The organism is Agromyces sp. Y575 (genome assembly GCF_059445445.1).
On record NZ_JCAIUI010000002.1, the window covers coordinates 1,149,554 to 1,164,251 of the forward strand.

At 69.7% G+C, this 14,698-nt stretch carries 15 protein-coding genes and 1 pseudogene; 6 read left to right on the forward strand and 10 right to left on the reverse strand.

Features of this window, described 5'->3' with window-relative positions:
• Nucleotides 1-14 precede the first annotated feature (14 nt).
• Complete coding sequence (locus AC1C2U_RS11500) at nucleotides 15-1,832, reverse strand: YhgE/Pip family protein (RefSeq protein ID WP_495361987.1); 1,818 nt, start codon at nucleotides 1,830-1,832, stop codon at nucleotides 15-17.
• A 26-nt stretch (nucleotides 1,833-1,858) separates the two neighbouring features.
• On the reverse strand, nucleotides 1,859-2,515 hold the full coding sequence (locus AC1C2U_RS11505) for a hypothetical protein (protein WP_495361868.1): 657 nt from the start codon (nucleotides 2,513-2,515) through the stop codon (nucleotides 1,859-1,861).
• 90 nt (nucleotides 2,516-2,605) lie between these two features.
• Here AC1C2U_RS11505 and AC1C2U_RS11510 point away from each other — a divergent pair, with 90 nt between their 5' ends.
• Nucleotides 2,606-2,974: a nuclear transport factor 2 family protein gene (locus AC1C2U_RS11510; RefSeq protein WP_495361869.1), complete on the forward strand. Its 369-nt coding sequence runs from the start codon at nucleotides 2,606-2,608 to the stop codon at nucleotides 2,972-2,974.
• A gap of 80 nt (nucleotides 2,975-3,054) precedes the next feature.
• Here the strand turns inward: AC1C2U_RS11510 and argG are convergent, their stop codons facing one another.
• On the reverse strand, nucleotides 3,055-4,482 hold the full coding sequence (gene argG, locus AC1C2U_RS11515) for an argininosuccinate synthase (protein WP_495361870.1): 1,428 nt from the start codon (nucleotides 4,480-4,482) through the stop codon (nucleotides 3,055-3,057).
• 86 nt (nucleotides 4,483-4,568) lie between these two features.
• Here argG and AC1C2U_RS11520 point away from each other — a divergent pair, with 86 nt between their 5' ends.
• Together AC1C2U_RS11520 and AC1C2U_RS11525 are read left to right on the forward strand one after the other, a co-directional pair.
• Nucleotides 4,569-5,120: a DUF3151 family protein gene (locus AC1C2U_RS11520; RefSeq protein WP_495361871.1), complete on the forward strand. Its 552-nt coding sequence runs from the start codon at nucleotides 4,569-4,571 to the stop codon at nucleotides 5,118-5,120.
• 1 nt (nucleotide 5,121) lies between these two features.
• The gene (locus tag AC1C2U_RS11525) at nucleotides 5,122-6,408 is read left to right on the forward strand and encodes an adenylosuccinate synthase (RefSeq protein ID WP_495361872.1); all 1,287 of its coding nucleotides are present in this window, start codon (nucleotides 5,122-5,124) and stop codon (nucleotides 6,406-6,408) included.
• 71 nt (nucleotides 6,409-6,479) lie between these two features.
• Here the strand turns inward: AC1C2U_RS11525 and AC1C2U_RS11530 are convergent, their stop codons facing one another.
• Nucleotides 6,480-6,698 carry a hypothetical protein gene (locus tag AC1C2U_RS11530; protein ID WP_495361873.1) on the reverse strand — a complete coding sequence of 73 codons (219 nt, stop codon included), beginning with the start codon at nucleotides 6,696-6,698 and terminating at the stop codon, nucleotides 6,480-6,482.
• A 145-nt stretch (nucleotides 6,699-6,843) separates the two neighbouring features.
• Here AC1C2U_RS11530 and AC1C2U_RS11535 point away from each other — a divergent pair, with 145 nt between their 5' ends.
• The gene (locus AC1C2U_RS11535) at nucleotides 6,844-7,497 is read left to right on the forward strand and encodes a GNAT family N-acetyltransferase (RefSeq protein WP_495361874.1); all 654 of its coding nucleotides are present in this window, start codon (nucleotides 6,844-6,846) and stop codon (nucleotides 7,495-7,497) included.
• A 24-nt stretch (nucleotides 7,498-7,521) separates the two neighbouring features.
• On the opposite strand, the pseudogene AC1C2U_RS11540 reads toward AC1C2U_RS11535, so the two are convergent.
• From AC1C2U_RS11540 to AC1C2U_RS11565, 6 genes and pseudogenes are all read right to left on the reverse strand, one after another.
• A pseudogene (locus AC1C2U_RS11540) lies at nucleotides 7,522-7,587 on the reverse strand (JAB domain-containing protein); the annotation flags it as partial.
• A 63-nt stretch (nucleotides 7,588-7,650) separates the two neighbouring features.
• Nucleotides 7,651-8,391, reverse strand: coding sequence for a sulfite exporter TauE/SafE family protein (locus tag AC1C2U_RS11545; RefSeq protein ID WP_495361875.1), 741 nt, complete (start codon nucleotides 8,389-8,391; stop codon nucleotides 7,651-7,653).
• 9 nt (nucleotides 8,392-8,400) lie between these two features.
• Nucleotides 8,401-9,942, reverse strand: coding sequence for a sodium/solute symporter (locus tag AC1C2U_RS11550; protein WP_495361876.1), 1,542 nt, complete (start codon nucleotides 9,940-9,942; stop codon nucleotides 8,401-8,403).
• Nucleotides 9,939-10,316, reverse strand: coding sequence for a DUF485 domain-containing protein (locus tag AC1C2U_RS11555; protein ID WP_495361877.1), 378 nt, complete (start codon nucleotides 10,314-10,316; stop codon nucleotides 9,939-9,941). Before AC1C2U_RS11555 ends, AC1C2U_RS11550 begins: the two co-directional genes overlap by 4 nt.
• A gap of 128 nt (nucleotides 10,317-10,444) precedes the next feature.
• Nucleotides 10,445-11,191 (reverse strand): LytR/AlgR family response regulator transcription factor, encoded by a 747-nt coding sequence (locus AC1C2U_RS11560; protein ID WP_495361878.1) that lies wholly within the window; start codon nucleotides 11,189-11,191, stop codon nucleotides 10,445-10,447.
• Nucleotides 11,188-12,450, reverse strand: coding sequence for a sensor histidine kinase (locus AC1C2U_RS11565; RefSeq protein WP_495361879.1), 1,263 nt, complete (start codon nucleotides 12,448-12,450; stop codon nucleotides 11,188-11,190). The genes AC1C2U_RS11560 and AC1C2U_RS11565 overlap by 4 nt, the downstream gene beginning before the upstream one ends.
• Nucleotides 12,451-12,644: 194 nt before the next feature.
• Here AC1C2U_RS11565 and AC1C2U_RS11570 point away from each other — a divergent pair, with 194 nt between their 5' ends.
• Nucleotides 12,645-13,019, forward strand: coding sequence for a DUF485 domain-containing protein (locus tag AC1C2U_RS11570; RefSeq protein WP_495361880.1), 375 nt, complete (start codon nucleotides 12,645-12,647; stop codon nucleotides 13,017-13,019).
• The gene (locus AC1C2U_RS11575) at nucleotides 13,019-14,635 is read left to right on the forward strand and encodes a monocarboxylic acid transporter (RefSeq protein ID WP_495361881.1); all 1,617 of its coding nucleotides are present in this window, start codon (nucleotides 13,019-13,021) and stop codon (nucleotides 14,633-14,635) included. The genes AC1C2U_RS11570 and AC1C2U_RS11575 overlap by 1 nt, the downstream gene beginning before the upstream one ends.
• The last annotated feature ends 63 nt before the right edge of the window (nucleotides 14,636-14,698 follow it).

Below are 14,698 nucleotides of genomic sequence, written 5' to 3' on the forward strand. Positions count from 1 at the left end.
GCGAGCCGTCCGCCTCACCCGAGGATGCTCGGTTCGAGGTCGCGCAGCGTGCGGAAGTGCGTCATGCGGGTGACCCCGATCGCGGCGATGACGAGTCCTCCGACGAGCCAACAGGCGAGCACCGTGGCATCCGTCACCGTGCGCGAGAGGTCACCGCCGTACATGAACTGCCGCATCGCATCGACGACGTAGCTCATCGGCAGCACATGGTGCAGGGCCGCGAGCGGCCCGGGCAGGGTCTGCCACGGGAACGTGCCGCCTGCCGTCACGAGCTGCAGCACCATGAGCACGAGCCCGAGGAACTGGCCGACCTCGCCGAGCCAGACGTTCAGCGCGAGGATGATCGCGGCATAGGTGACCGAGGCGAACATCATGGTGCCGAGCGTGCCGAGTGGATGCACCATGGTGAAGTCGAGTGCGAAGGCGAGCACGAGGTAGAGCAGGCCCATCTGCAGCACGCCGAGCAGTCCGGGTGTCATCCAGCCGGCGAGCGTGACGCGGAACGGCGAGTGCAACGCGGTGACCGCCCGACGCGAGATCGGCTTCACGATGAGGAAGAGGGCGTAGATGCCGATCCAGCCGGCCAGTGCCGCGAAGAACGGTGCGAGGCCGGCGCCGTAGTTGGCGGCGGCGGCGACGGCGCTCGTCTCGAGCGCAACCGGATCGGCGATCGTCGCGGCCTGCGCGTTGCGGGTCTGCTCGCTCGAGTCGGGGATCTCCGCGGCACCGCTCGTCAGCGCGTCGCGCAGCTCTGCGGCGCCACTCGAGAGCGTGCCGGCGCCGGAATTCAGTGTGCCTGCCCCGCTGTTGAGCGTGCCGAGCCCGGTGCCCAGTGTGCCGATGCCGTCGCGGAGCGTGACGGCGCCGTCGGCGAGCTCCGCACTGCCGGAGGCGAGTTCGTCGATCTGCCCGACGACCTCCTGCACCCGCTGGTCGCCCGCCTCCAGATCGGCGCCGATCGGGTCGAGCCGTGCGAGCACGGCATCGATCGTCGCCTGATCGAGACCGGCCGCTGCGAGGTCGGCTGCGAGGTCGGCGCGAGCCTGCGGCAGGGCGGCGGTCACGTCGGCGACGGCCGCACCGACGCGATCGGCGGCGGTTGCGAGCTCGGCGTTGCCGTTGGCGACGCGAGCTGCACCGTCGGCGAGGGTCGTGGCCCCCGCTCCGAGCTGGGCGGCACCGTCGACGGCGCTCCCCGTGCCCGCGAGGAGTTCGGCGGTGCCCGAAGCGAGCTCGGCGGCGCCGTCGGCGAGTTGTGCGGCCCCGTTGCCTGCCTCGACGATCTTCCCGCGGATCGTCTGGATCGAATCGAGCAGCGTCGTCGCCGCTTCCCGGCCGACCTCCTGGGCAACCGTCGTGCGAATCTTCTCGATGGCCTGCGAGCCGATCGTGCTCGCAAGATAGCTGTTCGCGTCATACGTCTGGAGCACGAGCTCGGCCTGGCGCGGGTCATCGCCCGACACTGAGGTGAGCGCCTCGGAGAAGTCCGCGGGAATCGTGATCGCGAAGTCGAACTCATCGCGGGCGAGGCCCTCTTTCGCCTCTTTGGCCGAGACTCGATGCCAGTCGAAAGCATCGCCCTTCAGCAGCTCGTCGGCGACCTCGTCGCCGACGTTGCGGGCCGGCGTGTCGCCGTCGGCAGGCACGCCGGTGTCTTCGACCACGAGGGCGACAGGAATTTCCGGCAGCTTCGCGTACGGGTCCTGGTTCGCCCAGAGATACAGACCTCCGTAGAGGATCGGCACCGCGATGAGCGCGAGGAGGGCGAGGCGCGACATCGTGGTGGACATGAGTCGCCGCAGTTCGGCTGCGATCATCTGCGGCACCTTCATGCGCGGCAGCTTCACCTGCGGACCCTTCATGCGAGGCCTCCAGCCGCGAGGGCCTGTTCATCCTCGTCGCCCCCTCGCATCCGCGAGATCATCGCGGCGGCGCCGATCGCGGTGGCCGAGGCGTCACCGGCGATCATGAGCACGGCGAAACCGCGTTCGGCGAGGTCTTTCGCCTGCTCCCACCAGACCACCGGATCGCCGCCATGCCGGTCGGGCGCGACGACCACGAGCCCTTCGACGCCCGTGCGGAGGATCGCGAGCTCGGTCATCAGCTGCAGGCGTTCGCGGGGGGCGACGTCGGCGATGGGCACTCGGGCGAGCACATCGAGGCCCATCTCGCGGAGCCAGCGCTTCACTGCGATCGGGTTGGAGGCCCGCCCCGCGAACATGAGCTCTTCGGCGACGACGCCGGCGACCGTCACGCGCGGAGCCGGGTCGGAGACGTCGGGTGCATCGACGAGTGCGACCCGCCGGCGGATGGACGCGGCATCCTGGCGGCCGTCGAGTTCCACCGTGCCGGTGTCGGGGTGCATCCGCCCCGACGCGATCAGGCCGAGCACGGTCGGTCGCTGTTCGGTCTCGGCGCGAGCGAGCGTCGCCCGCCCGGATTCGTACGAGAGATTCGTGTTCGGCAATGCTTGCCCGTTCCGACCTTTCGCCACCCCGCGCAGTTCGATCCTCATGGCTGCCTCCCCGCTGGCATCGCCGTATCTCTGCAGTGTACAAAAGCTGCTGCCCTTCCGGTGGCCTGCGATCGCGGTTAGCGTTGGGGCATGACCGAGATCACCGACGATCTGCCCGCTCGACTCATGCACGAGGAGCACGCCGGCTGGCGGGCGATCGTCGAGGGGCGGGGCGGGGAGCATTACGTGCGGGCGATGACCCGCGATGCGCTCATGGTCGTCGAGGGGGCGATGCTCGGCCGTGACGAGATTCTGGCGGCCTTCCGCAAGACTCCGCCGTGGGAGACCTACGAACTGCACGAGCCCGCCGTCATCCGTCTCGGCGACCGTGCCGGCATCGTCGTGTACCGCGCCGTGGCCACGCGCGGCGACGACACCGTGAACCTGCGCATGTCGACGACGTACCTCTACGACGACGGCGCGTGGCACGTCGCGGCGCACCAGCAGACGCACGCCTGACCCGGCGAGCGCCGACCGGGTGGGCCAGCCGGCCGGCTCAGCCGGGTGGTTCGGTCCGGTGGCTCAGCCGGGTGGTTCAGTCAGTCGGTGCCGAGGTCGAACGCCGCGGCCTCGATCGCGGCATCCGTCGCCGCTTCGAGGTCGGTCTCGGTCTCGCCGGCGGTGATCTCGGCCGCTTCGCCCTGAGTGAGGTCGCCCACGAGCTTCGCGGTCTCGCCGCCGACGATGCCCTGCTTCGCGTACTGCTCGAGGCGGGCGCGCGAGTCGGCGATGTCGAGGTTGCGCATGGTCAGCTGGCCGATGCGGTCGAGCGGGCCGAATGCTGCGTCGCCCACGCGCTCCATGGAGAGCTTGTCGGGGTGGTAGCTGAGTGCGGGGCCGCGCGTGTCGAGGATCGTGTAGTCGTCGCCGCGGCGCAGGCGCAGGGTGACCTCGCCCGTGACGGCCGAGCCGACCCACTTCTGCAGCGACTCGCGCAGCATGAGCGACTGCGGGTCGAGCCAGCGGCCCTCGTACATGAGCCGGCCGAGACGGCGGCCCTCTTGGTGGTAGCTCGCCACGGTGTCTTCGTTGTGGATCGCGTTGAGCAGCCGCTCGTAGGCGATGTGCAGCAGCGCCATGCCGGGCGCCTCATAGATGCCGCGGCTCTTCGCCTCGATGATGCGGTTCTCGATCTGGTCGGAGACGCCGAGGCCGTGCCGGCCGCCGATCGTGTTCGCCTCGAGCACGAGGGCGACGGCGTCGGCGAACTCCGCACCGTTGATCGTGACGGGTCGGCCCGCCTCGAAGCCGATCGTGACGACCTCTGGGGCGATTTCGACGTCGTCGCGCCACGAGGGCACGCCCATGATGGGTTCGACGATCTCGACCCCGGTGTCGAGGTGCTCGAGGGTCTTCGCTTCGTGCGTCGCACCCCAGATGTTCGCGTCGGTGGAGTAGGCCTTCTCGGCCGAGGCGCGGTACGGGAAGCCGCGCGCGATCATCCACTCGCTCATCTCGGTGCGGCCGCCGAGCTCGGTGACGAACGCCTCGTCGAGCCATGGCTTGTAGATGCGCAGGCGCGGGTTCGCGAGCAGGCCGTAGCGGTAGAACCGCTCGATGTCGTTGCCCTTGTACGTCGAGCCGTCGCCCCAGATCTCGACGTCGTCGTCGCGCATCGCACGCACGAGCAGGGTGCCGGTGACCGCGCGGCCGAGCGGGGTCGTGTTGAAGTAGGTCTTGCCGCCCGAGCGGATGTGGAACGCACCGGTGGCGAGGGCCACGAGCCCCTCTTCGACGAGCGCAGAACGGCAGTCGACGAGACGGGCGATCTCGGCGCCGTACTCTTTCGCGCGGTCGGGAACGGCCTCGACGTCGGGCTCGTCGGGCTGGCCGAGGTCGGCGGTGTAGGTGCAGGGCACCGCGCCTTTCTCGCGCATCCAGGCGACCGCGACGGAGGTGTCGAGACCTCCGGAGAAGGCGATGCCGACGCGTTCGCCGACGGGGAGGCTGGTCAGGACTTTCGACATGCCCTCCAGCCTACTTGCGCTGCGGGTTTCGGTTGTCGCGTCGCTCCTCCTCAACCCGCGGAGCGACCCCCGCGATAAGGTTGAGTGTGACTGCAGATCAATCAGCACCGGAGCCAGAGGCGTCGCTCGCCGACGAACCCGAGGTGCGGCAGGCGCTCGCCGAGGGCGACCGCGCGTCGGTCTCGGCGGTCGTCGCGGGGCATCCGTCGTCGCCGCTCGCCTGGACCGAACTCGCCGACCTCGCCGATTCAGAGGGCCGCGCCATCGAGTCCTTCGCGTTCGCCTCCGTCGCGGTCGACCTCGCCCGGGAGCAGCTCGCCGCCGGCGGCTGGCAGCCGGGCGACCTCGTCGCGTGGGCCGATGAGCCCAACCGCGCCTACTTGCGCGCCCTCGACACGCAGCGTCGCGCCGCCGAGAGCCTCGGCCTCGTCGACCGCGCGACGCGTCTTGCCGATGAACTCGCGACCGCCGACGCCGAAGCACCGGCGCGCATCGCATCGGAGTACACCCCGACGCAGCTGATGCCCGTCGTCGCCGCGCGCCCACCTTTCACGCCTGCGACATCCGTCGAGGCACACACCGGCGACCCGATCGCCGAACCCGCCGTGTCCGACGCGGCAGGAGCAGGAGAGGACTGACATGCCCGCAGCCGTACTGATCGGTGCACAGTGGGGCGATGAGGGCAAGGGCAAGGCGACCGACCTGCTCGGCTCGCGCCTCGACTACGTCGTCAAGTTCAACGGCGGCAACAACGCCGGGCACACCGTCGTCGTCGGCGACGAGAAGTACGCCCTGCACCTGCTGCCCTCCGGCATCCTGACGCCCGGCGTCACGCCGGTGATCGCCAACGGCGTCGTCGTCGACATCGAGGTGCTCTTCGAAGAACTCGAAGGACTCGAAAGCCGAGGGGTGGATGTCTCGAAGCTGCGCGTCTCCGCCAACGCGCACCTCATCACGCAGTACCACCGCACCCTCGACAAGGTCACCGAACGGTTCCTCGGCAAGCGGCAGATCGGCACGACGGGCCGCGGCATCGGCCCGGCCTACGCCGACAAGATCAACCGGGTCGGCATCCGCATGCAAGACCTGTTCGACGAGAACATCCTGCGGCAGAAGGTCGAGGGCGCCCTCGACCAGAAGAACCACCTGCTCGTCAAGGTCTACAACCGTCGCGCGATCGGCGTCGACGAGGTCGTCGACGAGCTGCTCGGCTACGTCGACCGCCTGCGCCCGATGGTCACCGACACCGCGTTGCTGCTGCACCGGGCGCTCGACGCCGGCGAGACCGTGCTCTTCGAAGGCGGCCAGGCCACGATGCTCGACGTCGACCACGGCACCTACCCCTTCGTCACCTCGTCGAACGCGACGAGTGGCGGCGCCGTCACCGGCTCGGGCATCGCGCCGAACCGAATCGACCGGGTCATCGCCGTGGTGAAGGCGTACACCACCCGCGTCGGAGCAGGCCCGTTCCCGACCGAGTTGTTCGACGAGTGGGGCGACTTCCTCACCGAGCAGGGCCACGAGTTCGGCACCACCACGGGCCGCCGGCGCCGCACCGGCTGGTACGACGCGCCCATCGCCCGCTACGCCGCCCGCATCAACGGCGTCACCGACTTCGTGCTCACGAAACTCGACGTGCTCACCGGCATCGAGCGCATCCCCGTCGCGGTCGCGTACGACGTCGACGGCGAACGCTTCGACGAGGTGCCGGTCTCCCAGTCCGACTTCCACCACGCGAAGCCGATCTACGAGGAGTTCCCCGGCTGGACCGAAGACATCACGGGTGCGCGCGAGTTGTCCGACCTGCCCGCGAACGCGCAGGCGTATGTGCGCGAACTCGAGGGCATGAGCGGCTCGCGCATCTCCGCGATCGGCGTCGGCCCCGGCCGCGACGAGATCGTCACGCTGCACGACCTGCTCGAGTAGAGCCGACCGGGCGCCGACGAACGAGAAGGGGGTGGATGTCCGTGACATCCGCCCCCTTCTCGTCGGTTCGACTACTTCTCGGTGCCGATGGCCCCGTCGATGTTGTCGCGAACCGCGTCGATCTTGTCGGCGTGGTCGCCGGCGACCTTCTTGGCAGCCTCGGCAGCGCCGTCGAGCACCTTGTCGCTGATGTCTTCAGCCTGTTCGCTGTTCAGGACTTCGGAGATCTTCTCCTTGTTGTCCTCGATGAAATCCTTGGCCTTGTTGGTCAGATCGTCAAGAGCGCCCATGGCCCCCACCTTTCGTTTCGAAGTCGTCGTGCTCTCGTCATCGTAGGGCGGGGGCTCGCCGAGGGGAAGGCCGGCGACACGTGGGGACCCTCCTCGTCGCTCGCCCGTCATGTGCGCTTCACGTGCGTCGTGGCAGACTCGAACAGTGACCGCGACGCACCCTGTCGACGATGAACTCGTCGGCCGTTTCATCCGACTCAGCCCGTTCGCCGAGGCCGACGTGCCCGAGCTGTTCCAGGCCCTCTGCCGGCCCGAGGTCTTCGCAGGCGGGTACGGCGGCGGCCCCGCTGGATTGCCGGCCGACCTTGCCGGGTTCGAGGTGTTCGCGCGGTCGTACTACTCGGGCGACGAGTCCGTGATGCCGTGGGCGGTGCGCTTGCGTGGCGGTCCCGACGACGGCCGCGTGGTGGGTGCGACCAAGCTCGGCGATTTCGACCTGCCGAACGAGTCGACGCACATCGGGTGGACCGCCTACGACCCGGGCGTCTGGGGCAGCGCGGTGAACCCCGAGACGAAGCTGCTGCTGCTCGACCTCGCCTTCCGGAACGGGTTCGGCCGGGTGAAGATCCAGGCCGACGCGAACAACGCGCGATCCCGCGGGGCGATCGAGAAGCTCGGTGCGCGCCTCGACGGTGTCATGCGCCGCCACAAGCGCCGCGCCGACGGCAGCTGGCGTGACAGCGCGGTGTACTCGGTGATCATCGACGAGTGGCCCGCGGTGCGAGCCGGTCTCGAGGGGCGACTCGCGGCATGGGGTGATCGGCCGGTAGAGGTGCGCCAGGGGCAGCCGCGACGCTGACGCCGCGACTCGCGCATTCGAGAGTCGAGTTGTTACTCGTCGATCATCGTCGCTCGGCTCGACGCGACCGCTCGGGTGATTGTGGGCGAGGGCGAGTGCCGCGACCCACGCTCAACGTTCACTCGAACTGAGCGGCGCTAATCTCCACCGGCGCTAACCCCAGAGTTTCGAGGCACCGTCGACGATGGCGGCAGCTCCGCCGACGTAGGCGATCACGATCACCGCGATGCGTGCTGCGTGATGCGGGATGCGACGGTGCAGGAGTTCGCCGAGCGCGAGGCCGATGAGCAGCGCGCCGATGACGAATGGCCAGGCACCCGGCTCGAGCTCGGGCACCGCCCACCCGGTCGCGCCGAGCTTTCCCACGAGTGATGCGACGCCGATCACCACGAAGTACGGCTGGGCCGTGGCTGCGAAGGCCGCCTGCGGCCAGCGCGTCGAGACGGCGTAGACGCTGAGTGCGGGCCCGCCGACCCCGGCCGAGGCGTTCATGAATCCGGATGCCGCGCCGGCGACGATGGCCGGAGTGCGACCGGTCGCGACGTGCTCGGTGCGGGTCATCGCGAGCGAGACCGTGAGCGCGACGATCACGAGCACGCCGACCCCCAGTTGCAGCACGGGGCCCGGCAGGTGCGCCGCGACGAGCGCCCCGCCGACGGTGCCGGCGATCGCCGGAACGACGAGCCAGCCGAACCGCCGCCAATCGACATGACGCCACACCCTCGGCAATATCAGGAGCGAAGAGAGCACCGCGCAGAGATTCACGACGATGACGCCGTCGAACGGCCCGAGCAGGATGACGAGCGCCGGTGCGGCGATGAGCGCGAAGCCCATGCCGGTGATGCGCTGGGCCAACGCGCCGACGAGTACCGAGACGGCGACGGGCAGGAGCACCGGTGCAGTCTATCGACGGCTACCGTCGGGGCCGCCCAACGCACGCGTCGGCCCGGTTACCGGCCCCGCTGCCGGAACGGCCTTCGGTCCGGCTTCCGGCACGTGCAGCCGGGTGAGGAACGCGTCGGTGCCGCGTGGGATGCCCCGGCGGTCGGCACGGGAGACGAGCACCGTCACGGTGACCGCGATCGGCACCGTCCACGCTGCGGGCTGCTCGAGGAACGGCCGCAACGAGGGGGCGGCGGCCGTGAGGAGCGGGCCGCCGAGGATCGCCACGCCCGACAGCACGGCACCCGTGAGCATGCCGGCGATCGCCCCGCGTGCGGTGAGGCCGCGCCACCAGATGCCGAGGATCAGCATGGGGCAGAGCGTCGATGCCGTGAACGCGAAGACGAGCCCGACGCTGCCGGCGAGACCGGCAGACTCGGTCGTGAGTGCGACGAGGAGCGGGATGAACGAGGAGACGACCGCCGCGATGCGGAACCCGCGCACACTGCCGCCGAGCAGGTCTTGGCTGATGACGCCGGCGAGCGAGACGACGAGACCCGACGAGGTGGAGAGGAACGCGCCGAACGCGCCCGCGATCACGAGGGCCGTGAGCAGCTCGCCGCCGACTCCCGGCACGAGCCGGCCGGGCAGCAGCAGGATGAGCGCGTCGGCCTCACCGGAGGCGGCGAGATCGGGCGCGAACGCGCGGCCAAGGAGGCCGAACGCGGTGGGGAAGAGATAGAACACCGAGAGCAGCACGAGCACGATGACCGTGGTGCGACGGGCGGCGACGCCGTCGGGGTTCGTGTAGAAACGCACGAGCACGTGCGGCAACCCGAGGGTGCCGAGGAGCAGCGCCACCATGAGCGAGACCGTGCGGTAGACGTCGAGGTCGGCCGGACCCGCCGCGGGCGGGAACGCCTCGGCGGGCGTGAGCTGCGACGCCGGCTCACCGCCGCCGAGGATGAGCAGCAGCGCGACGACCGGCACCGCGAGCGCCGTGAGCTTCAGCCAGAACTGGAACGCCTGCACGAAGGTGATCGAGCGCATGCCGCCGGCGGCGACGATGACGGCGACGATGACGGCGACGGCGAGCGAGCCGACCCACGAGGGCAGCCCCGTCGTGATGCGCACGGTGAGGGCCGCGCCCTGCAACTGCGGCACGATGTAGAACCAGCCGACGACGATCACGAGCGTCGAGGTCACCCGACGCGCCCACTTCGATTCGAGGCGTGCCTCGGTGAAGTCGGGGATCGTGTACGCGCCCGAGCGGCGCAGCGGCGCAGCGACGAAGAGCAGGAGCATGAGGTATCCGGCCGTATAGCCGATCGGGAACCACAGTGCGCCAGAGCCCTGCAGCAGGATGAGCCCGGCGATGCCGAGGAAGGAAGCCGCCGAGAGGTACTCGCCCCCGATCGCCGAGGCGTTCCACCACGGTCGCACCGTGCGGGAGGCGACGTAGAAGTCACTCGTCGTGCGCGAGACCCGCAACCCGTAGAAGCCGATGAGCGCCGAGGCGAGGGCGACGGCCGCGATCGCGGCGTAGCCGATGACGGGATTCATTCCGACTCGGTGAGCGATCGGTAGCGCGCCTCGTTGCGCGTGGCGGCACGCACGTAGAGCCCGCCGACCGTGATCGTGAGCGGGTAGACGCCGACGCCGAGCAGCAGCCAGGACGCGGGCACCCCGAACACGAACACCCCGTCGAGCTCGGGCACGAGCGCGATCGCGAGCACGAAGAGGGCCGTGGCGACGGCGAAGCCGACCGCGAAGACGATCGCGAGCCGCAACTGCGAGCGGATGAGCGAGCGCACGTACACGCCGGCGATGTCGCTCGTCGGCGCCCCCGAGCCATGCAGCGGCAGCAGGCGAGCGGCGTTCCCTGAGCGTGCCGAAGGGGCCCCGGCGAGGCCCGGTCGCGGAGCGGTGACACGCACCCGCGGCGGGGGTGCGCTCGTGGGTTGAGGAGGCGCGTCGGCGCCGTCTCGAAACCCTGTTCTTCGGGCATCGCCGGTTTCGGTGGCTCCTTCGTCGCTCCTCAACGCGTGGGGCTCCGGCTCGTCGCTCATTGCCTCGGCCGGATCATCGCCTGGTCGAGCCGGTCGCGCAGCGCCGGCAGCAGCCGTCGGCTGACGGGCAGCTCGGCCTGGCCGACGGTGACGCTCGGATGGTCGGAGCCCAGCCGGATGCGGCTGACGTGCGACAGCGACACGAGATACGAGCGGTGCACGCGTACGAACCCGGCGTCGGCCCATTGCCGCTCGAGGTCACTCATCGGCACGCGCACGAGGTAGCTCGCCTCCTCGGTGTGCAGCCGCGCGTAGTCGCCCTGCGCCTGCACGTAGCGCACGTCGTCGCGGCGGATCATGCGGGTCGTGCCGCCGAGCGAGACGGCGATCATCTCGGGCGCAGCGGATGCGTCGGGGTGCGCCTGGCTCGATGCGCCGACCTTCAGCGCCTCGACGATCCGGCCGAGCGAGCGGTGCAGTCGTTCGGTTCGCACGGGCTTCAGCAGGTAGTCGACCGCGGCGAGGTCGAACGCCTCGATCGCACCTTCTTCATCGGCCGTGACGAAGACGAGCACCGGCCGATGCTCGAACCGGGCGAGTGCGCGAGCGAGGTCGAACCCGGTGAGCCCTGGCATGTGGATGTCGAGGAACGCCGCGTCGACCGGCTCCCGCGTGAGCAGGCGGATCGCCTCGGCGCCCGAGGCGGCCTGATGGATCACGCCGACCCGAGGATCCTGCCCGAGAAGGAAGGCGAGCTCGTCGATCGCGGGCTGCTCGTCGTCTGCGATGACCACGGAGATCATGGCTCCAGTCTCCCATCGGCGCTCGCTGAGCTTGTCGAAGCGCGCTTGCCGGGGGAGTTCCCTTCGACAGGCTCAGGGAGCGCTCGCGGGCGTCTCGGGCCCGACTTCGGCACGCGCATGCGCACGAGCGTGCCTGCGCCGACGTTCGTCTCGACGACGAGGCCGTGCTCGTCACCGTAGACCTGCCGGAGACGCGCATCGACGTTGCGCAGGCCCACGTGCTCGCCCCCGGCGGCGCCGCCCGCGAACACCGTCGTGAGCGCTTCGGGGTCGATGCCGACGCCGTCGTCTTCAACGCTGAGGTCGGCGAACGCGCCGGAGTCGGCTGCGGTGATCGTGATGCGCCCGCCGCCCTCCTTCGACTCGAGGCCGTGCCGAACGGCGTTCTCGACGAGCGGTTGGATCGACAGGAACGGCACCACCGTCGAGAGCACCTCGGGCGCGATCTGAAGCGTGACTTTCAGGCGCGCGCCGAAGCGGGCCCGTTCGAGGCGCAGGTAGCTGTCGATCGAGCGGAGCTCTTCGGCGACCGTGGTGAAGTCGCCGTGCCGGCGGAACGAGTAGCGGGTGAAGTCGGCGAACTCGAGCACGAGTTCGCGCGCCTGCGCAGGGTCGGTGTTGATGAAGGAGGCGATCGCGTTCAGGGAGTTGTAGATGAAGTGCGGGCTGATCTGCGCACGGAGCGCCCGCACCTCGGCTTCGGCGAGGGCGGCGCGCGAGGCGTCGAGTTCACCGAGCTCGACCTGGGCTGCGACCCAGGCGGCGACCTCACCCGTGGCCCGCACGAGGCCCGCGCGCACGGGGGAGGCGAACGCCACGATCGCCCCGAGTGGACCGGCGCCGCCGAGGATCGGGGCGACGACGGCATCCGTCTCCCACGCGCCGATCGGAATCCGGCGTTGCACCTGCTGCCTGCCGCTGGCGAGGGCCGCAGCGGCGAGCCGCTCGGCGACCGGACGCACGGCATCGTCGCCGTCGATTGCGATCGTGCCCGATCGGTCGACGATCGCGAGGCTCGCGCAGCCGAGGAGCGTTCGCAGATGCTTGCCTGCACGCATCGCGTCGAGTTCGTCGATGCCGCCGCGCAAGTGCTCGGCCGCCCGTGACGCCAGGTGCAGTGTCTGATAGGTCGCCTGCTCGGCGTCGGTGCCGAGCTCCTTCGAGGCAAGCACGATGCGCCTCAGGAACAGCATGAGCCCGACCGCGAGCGCTCCGCCGGCCGCGCCGAGGGCGGCAGCGAGCAACATCGACTCGGACATGCACGCCAGCGTAACCGCTCGACCCGGCGCCGATCGCTCGTCGCGTCGGGCCCGCCGTTCGTCGCACCGACGATGCCGTTCGTCGACGACGAACGGCATGCGCCCCACGCAGCCGGTCGGGAGCGCGAGAGTGGGCCGACCGAACATTCGATGCGGCGTGCGATCCGTTCGCCGCTCCCCCCGAAGGAGACGCGATGGGCAACGAAGCCCTGAGCGCGGAGAAAGAAGCGGCCCCGGCCGTCGACTACCGCGCGGTGCAACAATCCGAAGAGTTCCAGCGACTGCGTTCGAAGCACCGGAAGTTCGTCTTCCCCGTGCTCGGCGCTTGCCTCGTCTGGTACCTCGCCTACGTGCTGCTGGCCGGCTACGCGCACGACTTCATGTCGACGCCCGTGTTCGGCAGCGTCAACGTCGCGATCCTGCTCGGTCTCGCGCAGGTCGTCACGACGTTCGCCGTGACCACGTGGTACGTGACCTACGCCAACCGTGAGCTCGACCCGATCGCCGCGCACATGCGCGAGGAGATCGAGTCCGGGGCATCCTTCGCCGAGACCGAGGTGAACCGCTGATGCTGCACTTCGAAGCCGCCCCCGCCACCCAGGTCGGTGAGCCCTGGCTGAACATCGCCATCTTCGGCGCATTCGTCGCGATCACGATGATCATCGTGTTCCGCGCGAGCCGCAACAACAAGACCGCCGCCGACTACTACGCCGCCGGCCGCTCGTTCACAGGCGGCCAGAACGGCTCGGCGATCGCGGGCGACTACCTCTCGGCGGCGTCGTTCCTCGGCATCGTCGGCGCGATCGCGATCACGGGCTACGACGGGTTCCTCTACTCGATCGGCTTCCTCGTGGCGTGGCTCGTCGCGCTGCTGCTCGTCGCTGAGCTCCTGCGCAACACGGGCAAGTTCACGATGGCCGACGTACTCTCGTTCCGCCTGAAGCAGAAGCCCGTGCGCATCGCGGCCGCGACGACGACGCTCGTCGTCTGCTTCTTCTACCTGCTGGCTCAGATGGCGGGCGCGGGCGGTCTCGTCTCGCTCCTGCTCGGCGTGGGCGACCAGCTCGGCCAGGCGCTCGTCATCACTGTCGTGGGTGCGCTCATGATCCTCTACGTGCTCATCGGCGGCATGAAGGGCACCACCTGGGTGCAGATCATCAAGGCGATCCTGCTCATCGCGGGCGCCGGCGTGATGACGGTGTGGGTGCTCGCCATCAACGGCTTCAACTTCTCGACGCTGCTCGACAATGCGGTCGCGGTCGCGGGCAACCCCGAGATCCTGAACCCCGGCATCAAGTACGGCGTCTCGGAGGTCGCGAAGGTCGACTTCCTCTCGCTCGGCCTCGCCCTCGTGCTCGGCACTGCGGCGCTGCCGCACGTGCTCATGCGCTTCTACACGGTGCCCACCGCCAAGGAGGCACGCAAGTCCGTCGTCTGGGCGATCTGGCTCATCGGCATCTTCTACGTGTTCACGCTCGTGCTCGGCTACGGCGCGGCGGCCCTCGTGGGCGCCGACGTCATCGCGGCGGCTCCGGGCGGTCCGAACTCGGCGGCACCGCTGCTCGCGTTCGAGCTCGGCGGTCCGGTGCTGCTCGGCCTCATCTCGGCGATCGCGTTCGCGACGATCCTCGCGGTCGTCGCCGGCCTCACGATCACGGCGGCGGCCTCCTTCGCCCACGACATCTACGCGAGCGTCGTGAAGAAGGGCAAGCCTGCACCGGGTGCCGAGGTCAAGGTGGCTCGTCGCACCGTCGTGATCATCGGCGTCGTCGCGATCGTCGGCGGCATCGGGGCGAACGGCCAGAACGTCGCCTTCCTCGTGGCGCTCGCGTTCGCGGTTGCGGCGTCGGCGAACCTGCCGACGATCGTGTACTCGCTCTTCTGGAAGCGCTTCACCACGCAGGGCGCCCTGTGGAGCATGTACGGCGGTCTCGCGTCGGCGATCATCCTCATCATCTTCTCGCCGGTCGTCTCGGGCTCCGTGACGTCGATGCTGAAGACGGAGGACATCAACTTCGCGATCTTCCCGCTCTCGAACCCGGGCATCGTCTCGATCCCGCTGGCCTTCTTCCTCGGCTGGCTCGGCACGGTGCTCGACAAGAAGAAGGAGGACCCGCTGAAGCAGTCCGAGATGGAGGTGCGCTCGCTGACCGGCGTCGGCGCCGAGAAGGCGACGCAGCACTGAGCACTCCCGGCGGCGGGAAGTCCCACCCGCCGCCGGGAACCGTTTCGACCCGGCGGGAATGCC

Bases quoted from the DNA above. Each gene is read 5' to 3' on its own strand.
- AC1C2U_RS11500 (WP_495361987.1), bottom strand. From the start codon at position 1,832: ATGAAGGTGCCGCAGATGATCGCAGCCGAACTGCGGCGACTCATGTCC.
- AC1C2U_RS11505 (WP_495361868.1), bottom strand. From the start codon at position 2,515: ATGAGGATCGAACTGCGCGGGGTGGCGAAAGGTCGGAACGGGCAAGCA.
- AC1C2U_RS11510 (WP_495361869.1), top strand. From the start codon at position 2,606: ATGACCGAGATCACCGACGATCTGCCCGCTCGACTCATGCACGAGGAG.
- argG (WP_495361870.1), bottom strand. From the start codon at position 4,482: ATGTCGAAAGTCCTGACCAGCCTCCCCGTCGGCGAACGCGTCGGCATC.
- AC1C2U_RS11525 (WP_495361872.1), top strand. From the start codon at position 5,122: ATGCCCGCAGCCGTACTGATCGGTGCACAGTGGGGCGATGAGGGCAAG.
- AC1C2U_RS11530 (WP_495361873.1), bottom strand. From the start codon at position 6,698: ATGGGCGCTCTTGACGATCTGACCAACAAGGCCAAGGATTTCATCGAG.
- AC1C2U_RS11550 (WP_495361876.1), bottom strand. From the start codon at position 9,942: ATGAATCCCGTCATCGGCTACGCCGCGATCGCGGCCGTCGCCCTCGCC.
- AC1C2U_RS11560 (WP_495361878.1), bottom strand. From the start codon at position 11,191: ATGATCTCCGTGGTCATCGCAGACGACGAGCAGCCCGCGATCGACGAG.
- AC1C2U_RS11565 (WP_495361879.1), bottom strand. From the start codon at position 12,450: ATGTCCGAGTCGATGTTGCTCGCTGCCGCCCTCGGCGCGGCCGGCGGA.
- AC1C2U_RS11570 (WP_495361880.1), top strand. From the start codon at position 12,645: ATGGGCAACGAAGCCCTGAGCGCGGAGAAAGAAGCGGCCCCGGCCGTC.
- AC1C2U_RS11575 (WP_495361881.1), top strand. From the start codon at position 13,019: ATGCTGCACTTCGAAGCCGCCCCCGCCACCCAGGTCGGTGAGCCCTGG.